We start from the raw sequence: 12,612 nt of genomic DNA, 5'->3' as shown, positions 1-12,612 counted from the left end.
GCACTTCCCAAACTATGGAAGTTTTACACCAGACAGGTCTTCACCTTCGCTGATAGCTTTCATTTCGCCAGCGACAATTTCAGCTAGCGGGCCAAGGATAACCTGTAGGTTGTTTTCACCTAGTTTAACCACACCTTTAGCACCTAGTTTCTTAAGAACAACTTCATCTGCAACAGAGCGGTCTTTAAGAGTTAGACGTAGACGTGTAATACAAGCGTCGATTGACGTTAAATTGCCGTGACCGCCTAGAGCTTTCAGGTATTGACGAGCAAGATCGCCTTTTGGTGCGTCACCCGCCGGAGCAGTTACCGCTTCGTCATCATCTTCACGACCTGGCGATTTCAAGTTGAAAGCGCGGATTGCGAAAGAGAAAGTGAAGAAGTATAGAGCACCGAAGCCTAGACCGATTAGTAGTAGTACGAATGGTTTAGTTGCTAGACCCCAGTTCAATACGAAGTCGATTAGACCAGCAGAGAAACCGAAACCGTGCAGAGTACCAAACATGTTAGCAACGACTAGAGACAGACCAGTAAATACTGCGTGCATTGCGTATAGAGCTGGAGCTAAGAATACGAACATGAATTCTAGCGGCTCTGTAATACCAGTTAGGAATGAACAGAATGCAACTGAGAACAGTGCGCCACCCACTTGGCTACGTTTTTCAGCAGGAGCAGCTAGGTACATTGCAAGCGCAGCACCTGGCAGACCGAACATCATTACTGGGAAGAAACCGTTCATGAATACGCCTGCGCCTTTATCGCCACCGAAGAAACGGTTTAGGTCGCCAGATTTAACAGTTTCAGTCACTTCTTTAACTACAGTAGTGATTTCTGGCGTTACAGAGTTAGCGAATGTGAATGTGTGCTCTTGGCCAACAACTAGAGTTTTAGCAAGTGCAGGGTCAACACAGAGTTGAGTGATGTTAGCGAATGCGCCTTGACCAGCAACAACGATTTCTTGACATGTACCCATACCGAACCAGAAGTATGAGTTCAATACGTGGTGTAGACCTACAGGGATAAGTGCACGGTTAAGCGTACCATAAACGAATTGGCCGATAGCGCCAGACGTTGATACCGCGTGAGCCAGTGCGTCTAGACCAGACTGAACGGCAGGCCATACAACACCAAAGATAGCACCAGCAACCAAAGCAAATAGACCAGCCATGATAGGAACTAAACGTTTGCCAGAGAAGAATGCTAGCCACTCAGGAAGGCGTGTTGCATGAAAAGCGTTGTAAGAGTGACCTGCGATGATACCTGCGAAGATACCGCCGAAGAATGACATATTCACACTTGCATCGATGTTTGTTGCTGTTGCCGTCAATACAAAGTAAGCAACTGCGCCAGCAAGACCTGCTGCGCCGTTACCATCTTTAGACAGACCGATAGCTATCCCCAAACCAAACAACAATGGTAGTTGGCTGAAGATTGCGTTACCAGCAGATGCCATGAATGCGATATCTAGTAAATCGGGTTGCCCCAGACGTAATAGCAATGCCGCAATCGGAAGTGTTGCGATAGGTAGCATTAATGCCTTACCTAGCTTCTGTGCGTATCCTAAAATATTCACCAGTTGTTTCCCCCTATAGGATTTTTAGAATTCGTTTTGAGAAACTTATTTTAGTCGCTCAATTTAGTCCTTTTCAGTGTATTCAATTAATTTTGCCCCGCAAATTAAAACCTTACCATTTGTGATCCTAATCACCAGTTTTTACCAAATCCAGAGGTTTTTGCTAGCGAGATCATAAAACTTATTTTATCATTCAAAAAATGGGCATTTATAGATAAAATCTAAATCTAATTCATAGTTGGAAAAGAGGGGTCTCTTCGTTTATCTAGCCATGTGAATAGCAGTTAACGTTCAATATTAATGTATGGCTAATATTTAATTAAACCTTAAGTTTCAAAGCTTTGAGTTGACTACAATTTTAAATCTGTTTGACCATAGAAGATAAATCGTTACGTAAATGATGCCCGCAAACTAAGTCCACATTTACGTAACGAAGAAATTTTAAAGATCTCACGAAATAAGGATTAGCTGACTATGTACGCGCTAAGTAACTGTAAAATTTACACAGGTAGTGATGTTCTAACCGATCATGCTGTTGTAATCGAAAACCAACTGATCAAAAAAGTATGCCCTATCTCTGAACTGCCAGAATACATCGAGGTTCGCGACCTAGATGGAGCAAATCTAAGCCCAGGTTTCATTGACCTACAATTAAATGGGTGTGGCGGTGTCATGCTTAACGATGAGATCACTGCAAACACCATGCAGATCATGCACGAGGCAAACCTTAAATCTGGCTGTACTAGCTTCCTACCAACGCTTATCACCTCTTCAGACGAAGATATGCGTGCGGTTATTAAGGCAGCTCGCGAATACCACAACCAGTATCAGAATCAATCTTTAGGTCTACACCTTGAAGGTCCTTACCTAAACGTTGCTAAGAAAGGCATTCACAGCGTCGATCACATTCGTAAATCCGATAGCGATATGATTGAGCTTATCTGTGAGAACAGCGACCTTGTTGCAAAAGTAACACTAGCTCCCGAGCTTAACGACCCTGAACATATCGAACGTCTACACAAAGCTGGCGTAGTAGTTTCTATCGGTCACACCAACGCAACTTACGCAGAAGCGCGTCAAGGTTTCGAGTCTGGTATTACTTTCGCGACTCACCTATTCAATGCAATGACACCTATGGTTGGCCGTGAGCCAGGCGTTGTTGGTGCGATTTACGATACCCCTGAGGTTTATGCCGGTATTATTGCTGACGGCTTCCACGTTGATTACGCAAACATCCGAATTGCGCATAAAATCAAGGGAGAAAAGTTGGTATTAGTGACGGATGCCACAGCTCCTGCAGGTGCTAACATGGAATACTTTATTTTTGTCGGTAAGAAAGTATATTACCGTGATGGTAAGTGTGTTGATGAAAATGGCACACTGGGCGGCTCAGCTCTGACTATGATTGAAGCAGTTCAGAATACAGTTGAGCACGCTGGTATCGCTTTAGACGAAGCTCTCCGCATGGCTACGCTATACCCAGCTACAGCTATTGGTGTAGAAAGTAAGCTAGGTCGAATCAAAAAAGGCATGGTTGCAAACCTCGCTGTATTTGACCGAGACTTTAACGTTAAAGCGACTGTTGTTAACGGACAATACGAGCATAATTAAGTATGAATGGCGGACAAATAGGTAACGTAGACTTAGTTAAACAACTAAACAGTGCGGCAGTATATAGACTAATAGACCAACAAGGGCCTATCAGTCGCATACAAGTGGCAGATGTAAGCCAACTCGCACCGGCAAGTGTTACAAAAATTACCCGCCAACTTTTAGAGCGCGGCCTAATTAAAGAGGTAGCGCAACAAGCGTCTACTGGCGGTAGGCGCGCTATTTCGCTAACTACAGAAGTAGAACCTTTCCATTCCATTGCTGTACGATTGGGGCGAGACTACATTCAAGTGAGCCTTCATGATCTAGGTGGTCGTGAATTGGCTTTTCAGCAGCAAGACCTTGATTATTCAGATCAGTCAGACCTGACCCAAGGTTTGCTCAACAACTTGAAGGCTTTCATTGCAGAACATCAACCAAAGATCGACCAACTGATTGCAATTGGTATCACTCTTCCAGGTTTGGTGAACCCTACGACAGGTGTCGTTGAGTATATGCCAAACACGGATATCGATAACCTAGCATTAAGTGACATTATTCGCGACACATTCCATGTGGCTTGCTTTGTTGGCAATGACGTTAGAGGGATGGCGCTGGCCGAGCACTACTTCGGAGCAAGTAAAGACAGCCAAGATTCGATTTTAGTGAGCGTTCACCGTGGTACTGGAGCTGGCATTATCGTTAATGGTCAAGTCTTCCTTGGCCACAATCGTAACGTTGGGGAAATTGGCCATATCCAAATTGATCCCCTAGGTGAACAGTGTCAGTGTGGTAATTTCGGTTGTCTTGAAACAGTAGCTGCGAACCCTGCGATTATTGAACGAGTACAGAAACTGATTAAGCAAGGTTATAAGTCTTCTTTAACAGAACTTGAACATATTACTATTCAAGATGTTTGTGACCATGCTATCAACGGTGACGAACTAGCCAAGCAGAGCTTAGTTCGCGTAGGGAACCAATTAGGTAAGGCTATCGCAATGACGATTAACTTATTTAACCCTCAAAAAGTGATCATTGCCGGTGACATTACGAAGGCACAAGAGGTTGTTTTCCCTGCAATTAAGCGCAATGTAGAGAATCAGTCTTTAACGACTTTCCATAGCGGCTTACCTATTGTAGCATCGCAGATCGACAAACATCCTACGATGGGAGCTTTTGCCATGATTAAGCGCGCTATGCTCAACGGCGTGTTACTTCAAAAGCTACTCGAAGACTAAAGAAAACCATTCTGATTTTCCGCGGGCCGTGTTTGTATGAACACGGCCCGTTTTTTTTAAGCTAGGGAACTAAAACAACAAGTTATGGAACTTATATTAATATCCACTGCGTTTATCGCAGGATTTATTGCTTTAAAGTGTCACCTTCCCCCGTTAGTTGGCTTTCTGGTCGCAGGTTTTGGGCTCTATGCTCTAGGCTTTCAAACCAATGACACCATCATTACCTTAGCGGACCTCGGTGTCACGCTACTCCTATTTACTATTGGCTTAAAGCTCGACATCAAAACCTTACTCTCTAAGGAAATCTGGGCAGGGGCAACAATCCACAATCTTTTATCGACTCTGTTTTTTGCGGCCGCCCTATTTGGTTTTAAGCTCTTAGGTATTTCATCGCTAGCTGCCATGTCGATGGAACAAATCGTTTTACTTGGCTTTGCCCTCTCTTTCTCTAGTACCGTATTCGCAGTTAAGTCCCTGCAAGAGAAAGGAGAAATGAATGCGACCTACGGAACATTAGCGATAGGTATTCTGGTAATGCAGGATATTTTTGCCGTGGTCTTTTTGACAGCATCTACAGGAAAAATTCCAGAGTGGTATGCCATCGCATTATTCGCTCTTCCATTCTTACGCCCCCTTTTCTACAAAGTACTTGATTGGGTTGGGCACGGTGAAATGTTAGTTCTGTTCGGCATTTTCTTTGCGTTAGTGATAGGCGCCGGCCTGTTCGAGCTTGTTGGCATGAAACCAGATCTAGGTGCCCTTATCCTAGGTATGTTACTAGCAGGCCACCCTAAAGCCTCAGAGCTATCAAAATCACTGTTTAACCTTAAAGAACTTTTCCTTATTTGCTTCTTCTTGAACATTGGCTTATCCGAGCAACCAACCATTCAAGGGTTTATGCTCGCTGTCCTATTCTTATTGTTGCTACCAGTCAAAGGTTTACTTTATTTCTTAGTACTCAACCGCTTTAAGTTCCGTGTTCGAACATCACTCCTCGCTTCTCTATCACTGTTTAACTACAGTGAGTTTGGCCTCATAGTTGGTGGCCTCGCTTTTAAAATGGGTTGGATGTCTGGTGACATCTTAGTGGCAGTGGCTATTGCCGTATCACTTTCGTTCTTAATCGCCGCTCCTCTAAATAGAGCTGGTCACAAACTTTATCAACAATCCAGAAAGTGGCTAAAAGAGCACGCCGCAGAGAAACTTCACCAACGAGACCAACTTATCGACCCTGGTCGTGCTCAAGTGCTTATCCTTGGCATGGGACGAATTGGTACCGGTGCCTACGACGAGCTACGTTCACGCTACGGCAAAGTCAGCTTAGGTGTGGAGGTGCGTGAAGATGCTGCGCACAACCACAGAAGCCACGGAAGAAACGTAATTTCTGGCGACGCAACTGACCCAGACTTTTGGGAACGAATTTTAGATACAGCCAATGTAAAACTGGTGATATTAGCGATGCCTCATCACCAAGGTAATCAAACCGCTATAGAACAATTGAAGTCGCGTAATTTTAAAGGTCAAATTGCAGCGATTGCCGAATATCCGGATCAGCTAGAAACATTAAAAGAAAATGGCGTCGATGCAGCATTCAACATTTACAGTGAAGCTGGTAGTGGTTTTGCTCGGCATGTATGTGAACAATTAAACCCAAATATCAATAAAACCTAGTCTAAAACCTCTCTCCAAACCTCTCAAAATTGCGAACTTGTGCACTTTTGAGAGGCTTTCGTATAAAAAACCAACAGCAATTAGATGGAGAACACAAAAACAACACTATTATTAGATTATTTCTAATGTACGAGCCTTTATATTATTTTTTTACTCACATCTGGTTGCTTTTTTTAGCCAAAATGGCAAATTGAATACAGTTGATTTAGAAATTATTTAAAAGGAAGTTCTATGTGTTCAGTATTTGGCATTCTCGACATTAAAAGTGATGCCGCAGCACTTCGCCCTATTGCTTTAGAAATGTCTAAAAAGCTTCGTCACCGCGGCCCTGATTGGTCTGGCATCTATGCTGGTGAGAAAGCCATCCTCGCTCACGAGCGTTTAGCTATCGTTGGCCTTAACAGTGGTGCCCAGCCGCTATACAGCCAAGACAAAAAGCACATTCTTGCAGTAAACGGCGAAATCTATAACCACAAAGAACTTCGCGCACGCTATGAAGACAAGTACCAATTTCAGACGGATTCTGACTGTGAAGTAATTCTTGCCCTATACCAAGAAATGGGCGCAGAGCTATTAGAAGAACTTAACGGTATTTTTGCGTTCGTATTGTATGACGAAGACAAAGACGAGTACCTAGTGGGTCGTGACCACATCGGAATCATCCCGCTTTATCAAGGCTATGATGAGCACGGTAACTACTACGTCGCTTCTGAAATGAAAGCGCTAGTACCTGTATGTAAGACGATCAGTGAGTTCCCCCCTGGTAGCTTCTACTCTTCAAAAGATGCAGAACCTCAACGCTACTACATTCGCGATTGGAACGAATATGCTGCCGTTCAAGGTAACAGCACAAGCAAAGAAGAACTGACTGAGGCATTAGAAGCTGCCGTTAAGCGTCAACTAATGACTGACGTTCCCTACGGTGTACTTCTATCTGGTGGTCTTGATTCATCAATCACTTCAGCAGTCGCTAAACGTTTTGCTGCAATGCGTATCGAGGATGATGAACAATCTGAAGCTTGGTGGCCACAACTGCACTCATTCGCCGTTGGCCTAGAAGGCGCACCAGATCTTATCGCTGCTCGTGAAGTTGCGGACAAGATCGGGACTGTACACCATGAGATGACTTACACCATTCAGGAAGGCTTAGATGCCATCCGTGATGTTATCTATCACATCGAAACTTATGATGTAACGACAATTCGTGCATCAACGCCAATGTACTTGCTTGCTCGCAAGATCAAAGCAATGGGCATCAAAATGGTACTGTCTGGTGAAGGTGCTGATGAGATCTTTGGTGGTTATCTGTACTTCCATAAAGCGCCAAACGCGAAAGAGTTCCATGAAGAAACCGTTCGTAAACTGCTTGCTCTAAGCATGTTCGATTGTGCTCGTGCAAACAAATCATTGGCAGCATGGGGAGTTGAAGGCCGCGTACCATTCTTGGATAAAGATTTCATCGATGTAGCAATGCGTCTGAACCCTGAAGATAAGATGTGTGGTAACGGTAAGATGGAAAAACACATCCTACGTGAGTGTTTCGAGGATTACCTTCCAGACTCAATCGCTTGGCGTCAAAAAGAACAGTTCTCTGATGGTGTTGGCTACGATTGGATTGATACGTTGAAAGCAACAGCAGAAGCGAAAGTCACGGATCAACAAATGGAAGCTGCTAAGTTCCGCTTCCCTTACAACACGCCAACCACTAAAGAAGGTTACGCTTACCGCGAAATCTTTGAAGAGTTATTCCCTCTAGATTCAGCAGCAGAATGTGTACCCGGCGGCCCTTCAGTTGCTTGTTCATCAGCGAAAGCGATTGAGTGGGATGAGTCATTCAAAAACTGTGTCGACCCATCAGGCCGTGCAGTTCAAACCGTTCACAACGATGCTTACAACGCTTAACGTGTTTTGAACACCCCCTAAATACTAAAAAAGGCGCATTATGCGCCTTTTTTTTAAGCCTGCTTTTCTCTTTGTAGTGCTGTATTTATGCGTGAGCTTGTAGTGCTTCGTTCTCAATACTGATCGGAACCACTTGGCTGATCATTTTTACCAACATAATAGAGCGAGCTTCACCATCTTTCTGATCGAAAATAGCTTCAACCCCAGCAAACTGGCCACTCTGAATTGTCACTACTTGTCCTGATTCAAACTCAACACAACAATTTTTAACTTCGTTACTACAACAATTTTCGAACTTTTTAAGTTCAAACACTATGTCACCTTGGACTTCATGTGGCCTTGCACCTAACTTAATAAAATCAACAACACCACGGGTTGAACGAACTGTCGTAAAACTAGGGCCTTGTTCGTAGTCAAAGCGAACAAAGATATAAGACGGGAATAACGGTTCTTTGACTCGTTTTTCTTTTCCTCGAACTGACTTTTCAACTTCTATTTGGGGATAAAAGCACTCTACCCCTTGATTTTCCAAGTGCTGCTGTGCGCGTTTTTGATCACCACGCTTACAGTAGACTAAATACCAACGTTTCATTTTTACTAGCCATTTATTTTATTTTGGAACATCTTACCACAGCATAAAACGGTTTAATTAGGCGTAATAATATGAACCGTTATCAACAGAGTAATCTTCCGAATAGAGCTATTTACCAAGAAAATAGCCTTCAAAAAATGCAATTAGCCATTGTACAGCGATAATATTTACATACAAATAATGAATATAGAAAGTGTTGATATATAAAAACCTATTAGATCGCATTTTCATTTTCGACCAACCCATACACCGCACTAATGCATAAGTAAAACACCATTCGATAGGCACTAAAGAAGGCGCATTAATCATCCAATTCAAATCTGGAAAATTAGTTTTCATCGCACCCTTTCAGAACAAAACTCAATAAAAAACCATTAATATCAGCACCTTACATGAATATACTTTTAAAACCACAAAAAACATCTATTGCAGTTTTTTATTCCACTCTGTATACATAAGTTACTATAAAATCTTTTAATACCTGAAGTTAGTAAAACTTATGCCAAGCAATCACAATATCTTTGGCCATCCTAGAGGCCTATTCCTACTTTTTAGCACAGAATTATGGGAACGTTTTTCCTATTACGCAATGCGTGCAATTCTGGTTTTATTTTTAACCGACACCACTATTAACGGTGGGCTCAGTTGGTCAACGAAAGACGCACTTGATCTCTACGGTATTTATACTGGCTTAGTCTACATTACACCCTTAATCGGTGGCTGGATTGCAGATAATTACTTAGGACAACGTAAATCGATCCTGATTGGCGGTTTATTAATGGCGCTAGGCCAATTTACACTTGCTCTACCCAATGGCTTTATTGGCTTAGACCAAGTAAACGCTCTTTACCTCGGTTTAGCTCTGCTTATCAGTGGTAACGGTATGTTTAAACCAAACATCTCGACCATGGTTGGTGACTTGTACCAAGAAGGCGACAACAGACGTGATGGTGCTTTCACTATTTTCTATATGGGCATCAACTTAGGCGCACTGCTTGGTGGATTAATTTCAGGTGTTGCAGTCGACTCTTTCGGCTGGAAAGCAGGCTTCCTAGCCGCTGGCATTGGTATGATTATTAGTTTGATCATGCAAATGACTATGGCTCAATCTTGGTTAGGCAACATCGGTTCTGTACCTGCGGCTGCTCGAGCAAAAGAGCTGAACAAATCAAAAGAGAAAGCACCACTCACCAAAGAAGAGTTCGACAGACTAAAAGTTATTCTGATTATGGGTCTGTTCGTGATCGTCTTCTGGGCTGGCTTTGAACAAGCTGGCGGCCTAATGAACATTTATACTCAACAATATACTGACCGTATGATTGGTGGTTTTGAAGTTCCAGCGGCTTGGTTCCAATCTCTAAACCCATTCTTCATCATTACACTTGCACCGATCATCGCTGCATTTTGGGTGAAATTAGGTAAGCGTGAACCAAACTCACCTGTTAAGTTTGCGATGGCTCTTTTCTTCTTAGCACTTGGCTTTGTGTGCATGATGGGTGCGGTAGTGGAGCAAGGTGGCGACCTAACAGTGAAAACATCGATGTTATGGCTAGTGGGGGCTTTCTTCTTCCATACACTCGGTGAGCTTTGTCTATCGCCTATTGGCCTGTCGTTGGTCACTAAGCTAGCTCCGCTTCGTTTAGCCTCTCTGATGATGGGCGCTTGGTTTGGCTTCAACGCGGTGGCAAACTACGTAGCAGGTCTGGTTGGTTCTCATGTAGGCGAGTTTGGTGCTATGGCAATCTTCAGTGGTATAGCAATTACCGCAACGGCTAGTGGCATATTATTGCTGCTTTGTGCTGGTAAACTTGTGTCATGGATGCATGGCGTAGAAACCAACATGACGCTTGACACAGAATCAAAAGCAGATCAGTCAGCAGAAACATCTGTCGCTTAATATCTAATAACACCTAATAGCTAAAATGACTTCAGAACACTAATTAAAAAAGGGCTGCTCAATCAATGAGGCAGCCCTTTTGTTATGTATAAAACCTACATATCAATTAACGGTGAAGTTCCACTAGCTCTGCCATCATATCGATGTGCGAATCTCTGTCGTTAAGGCACATAATATAACTAAAGTCCGCACCACCAGCTTCAATGAAGGTATCTTTACACTGATCAGAAATTTCTTCCAATGTTTCCAAGCAGTCTACAGAGAACGCCGGTGCCATAATATCGATACTCTTAATGCCCTTACTTGGTAGTAACTCAAGCGTTTCATCTGTATAAGGCTTCAACCACTCTTCTCGACCAAATCGCGACTGATATGTCATGGTTATATCTTCCTCAGATAAGCCTAACTCTTCAGCAAGCAGTTTTGTCGTCGCTTCACAATGTTGAGGATAGATATCACCTTCATCAGCTAAGCGCTTAGGAATACCATGGAACGAACAAACCAAGTGATCGGCTCTGCCATTTTGCTCCCAATGGCTGCGAACGCTTTCAGCCAGTGCTTTAGCATAACTAGGATGCGCGTAGTAATCACGAATAAAGCGATAGCTTGGAATTACTGGCATCTGCTTAAACGCTTTGGTTAAACCATCAGAAACAGCCGCTGTGGTTGTTCCAGAATACTGAGGATATAAAGGCAGTACGATGATATCTTCAACGCCCTGCTCCATCAGCTGCTCAACACCCGACTTTAGGCTTGGGTTGCCATAGGTCATACCCAGTGCAACAGGCATCTCTAGTTTTTTCTGGAGTTTTTTAGCTTGTCTTTGGGAGTACACAAGCAGTGGTGAGCCTTCATCCATCCAGACCGACTGGTACAGCTTAGCCACTTTAGGCGAGCGAATCGGTAAAATCACCCCGTGCAAAATAGGACACCAAAGCCAACGCGTTAGGTTAACCACTCGCTTGTCATGTAAGAACTCACTCAAAAATCGACGAACGCCAGCTGGGGTCGCCGAATCTGGAGTCCCTAAGTTCACCAGTAAAACGCCCTGCTTTTTATTATTTTCCATAGATACCTGAGACTCATATGTAATTTTCTGGAAAGTAATATACTAATCTACATAAGTTCAAGATCATTGAGCATACCAAATGTTTGAATAATCATTCTGAACGTGAGGTATCTCAAACTCTAAACTGCTATCCATCATCAGGGCTAAAAACCTTAAATCAGCGCAATCAAACTTATCGAGATTGGTATCGTACTAAAATTTGGAACAAAAAAAGCGACCCATAAGGTCGCTTCTAATATATCAAATTCTAAAACTGGCTGTTAGCCAATTATGCTAATGCTTTCTCAAGTTCTGCACTAACTTCAGCAACTTGCTTAGTACCGTCGAATTTAAGGTACTTAGTGTTGCCGACTTCCGCTTCTTTACCGTAGTAAGAAATAAGCGGCGCTGTTTGATCGTGGTATACACCTAGACGTGCACGAACTGTTTCTTCTTTGTCGTCATCACGTACCACTAGCTCTTCGCCAGTTACGTCATCTTTGCCCTCTTCTTTAGGCGGGTTGTACACAGTGTGATATGTACGACCTGAAGAAAGGTGAGCACGACGACCAGCCATACGCTCAACAATTACATCGTCAGCTACGTCAAATTCAACAACGTAATCAACAGCAATACCCATTTCTTTTAGGCCATCAGCTTGTGGAATTGTGCGTGGAAAGCCGTCTAGTAGAAAACCTTTTTCGCAGTCATCTTGAGCGATACGCTCTTTGATAAGACCAAGGATAATTTCATCAGAAACTAGCTGACCAGCGTCGATTACTGATTTTGCTTGCTTACCAAGCTCAGTACCCGCTTTGATAGCAGCACGTAGCATGTCACCAGTTGAAATTTGAGGGATACCAAATTTGTTCATGATGAAGTTAGCTTGAGTACCTTTACCCGCGCCAGGAGCACCTAGAAGAATGATGCGCATGTTTAATCCTCTTATAAAATTATGATTTATACCGAAGCTCACTATCCTACCTTCCTAGTTCATTTGTAAGATAAACAGAAAGCGTTAGATAACAGTAGAGGTTAAGCAAAACTGTAAACAGAAGCAAAACGGTAAGTTTCGGTATAACGTTTAAAAATCATACAGCTG

At 43.1% G+C, this 12,612-nt stretch carries 9 protein-coding genes; 5 read left to right on the top strand and 4 right to left on the bottom strand.

Features of this window, described 5'->3' with window-relative positions:
- Nucleotides 1-12 precede the first annotated feature (12 nt).
- Nucleotides 13-1,572 carry an N-acetylglucosamine-specific PTS transporter subunit IIBC gene (gene nagE / locus OCT63_RS02740; protein ID WP_269983145.1) on the bottom strand — a complete coding sequence of 520 codons (1,560 nt, stop codon included), beginning with the start codon at nt 1,570-1,572 and terminating at the stop codon, nt 13-15.
- A gap of 474 nt (nt 1,573-2,046) precedes the next feature.
- Here nagE and nagA point away from each other — a divergent pair, with 474 nt between their 5' ends.
- From nagA to asnB, 4 genes are all read left to right on the top strand, one after another.
- The gene (gene nagA, locus OCT63_RS02735) at nt 2,047-3,183 is read left to right on the top strand and encodes an N-acetylglucosamine-6-phosphate deacetylase (protein WP_060468263.1); all 1,137 of its coding nucleotides are present in this window, start codon (nt 2,047-2,049) and stop codon (nt 3,181-3,183) included.
- Nucleotides 3,184-3,185: 2 nt separating this feature from the next.
- The gene (nagC, locus tag OCT63_RS02730) at nt 3,186-4,400 is read left to right on the top strand and encodes a DNA-binding transcriptional regulator NagC (RefSeq protein ID WP_060468264.1); all 1,215 of its coding nucleotides are present in this window, start codon (nt 3,186-3,188) and stop codon (nt 4,398-4,400) included.
- Between the two features lie 84 nt (nt 4,401-4,484).
- A complete protein-coding gene (locus OCT63_RS02725; protein WP_269983144.1) occupies nt 4,485-6,071 on the top strand; it encodes a cation:proton antiporter family protein in 1,587 nt (528 codons plus the stop codon).
- A 231-nt stretch (nt 6,072-6,302) separates the two neighbouring features.
- Nucleotides 6,303-7,973, top strand: coding sequence for an asparagine synthase B (gene asnB, locus OCT63_RS02720; protein WP_060468265.1), 1,671 nt, complete (start codon nt 6,303-6,305; stop codon nt 7,971-7,973).
- Nucleotides 7,974-8,058: 85 nt separating this feature from the next.
- Here the strand turns inward: asnB and rfaH are convergent, their stop codons facing one another.
- Complete coding sequence (rfaH, locus tag OCT63_RS02715) at nt 8,059-8,565, bottom strand: transcription/translation regulatory transformer protein RfaH (protein ID WP_060468266.1); 507 nt, start codon at nt 8,563-8,565, stop codon at nt 8,059-8,061.
- 499 nt (nt 8,566-9,064) lie between these two features.
- Between rfaH and OCT63_RS02710 the strand changes: the two genes are divergently transcribed.
- The gene (locus OCT63_RS02710; RefSeq protein WP_269983143.1) at nt 9,065-10,462 is read left to right on the top strand and encodes a peptide MFS transporter; all 1,398 of its coding nucleotides are present in this window, start codon (nt 9,065-9,067) and stop codon (nt 10,460-10,462) included.
- A gap of 106 nt (nt 10,463-10,568) precedes the next feature.
- Here OCT63_RS02710 and hemH read toward each other — a convergent pair whose 3' ends face one another.
- Nucleotides 10,569-11,531: a ferrochelatase gene (gene hemH, locus OCT63_RS02705; RefSeq protein ID WP_060468268.1), complete on the bottom strand. Its 963-nt coding sequence runs from the start codon at nt 11,529-11,531 to the stop codon at nt 10,569-10,571.
- Between the two features lie 268 nt (nt 11,532-11,799).
- The gene (gene adk, locus OCT63_RS02700; RefSeq protein ID WP_046224691.1) at nt 11,800-12,444 is read right to left on the bottom strand and encodes an adenylate kinase; all 645 of its coding nucleotides are present in this window, start codon (nt 12,442-12,444) and stop codon (nt 11,800-11,802) included.
- Nucleotides 12,445-12,612: the final 168 nt, after the last annotated feature.

It is taken from the genome of Vibrio sp. RW (assembly GCF_027587105.1).
GTDB lineage: Bacteria > Pseudomonadota > Gammaproteobacteria > Enterobacterales > Vibrionaceae > Vibrio > Vibrio toranzoniae.
This window is presented reverse-complemented; position numbering and strand designations above follow the sequence as displayed.

Coding starts and splice junctions, on each gene's coding strand:
- nagA (WP_060468263.1), top strand. CDS start 2,047: ATGTACGCGCTAAGTAACTGTAAAATTTACACAGGTAGTGATGTTCTA.
- nagC (WP_060468264.1), top strand. CDS start 3,186: ATGAATGGCGGACAAATAGGTAACGTAGACTTAGTTAAACAACTAAAC.
- OCT63_RS02725 (WP_269983144.1), top strand. CDS start 4,485: ATGGAACTTATATTAATATCCACTGCGTTTATCGCAGGATTTATTGCT.
- asnB (WP_060468265.1), top strand. CDS start 6,303: ATGTGTTCAGTATTTGGCATTCTCGACATTAAAAGTGATGCCGCAGCA.
- rfaH (WP_060468266.1), bottom strand. CDS start 8,565: ATGAAACGTTGGTATTTAGTCTACTGTAAGCGTGGTGATCAAAAACGC.
- OCT63_RS02710 (WP_269983143.1), top strand. CDS start 9,065: ATGCCAAGCAATCACAATATCTTTGGCCATCCTAGAGGCCTATTCCTA.
- hemH (WP_060468268.1), bottom strand. CDS start 11,531: ATGGAAAATAATAAAAAGCAGGGCGTTTTACTGGTGAACTTAGGGACT.
- adk (WP_046224691.1), bottom strand. CDS start 12,444: ATGCGCATCATTCTTCTAGGTGCTCCTGGCGCGGGTAAAGGTACTCAA.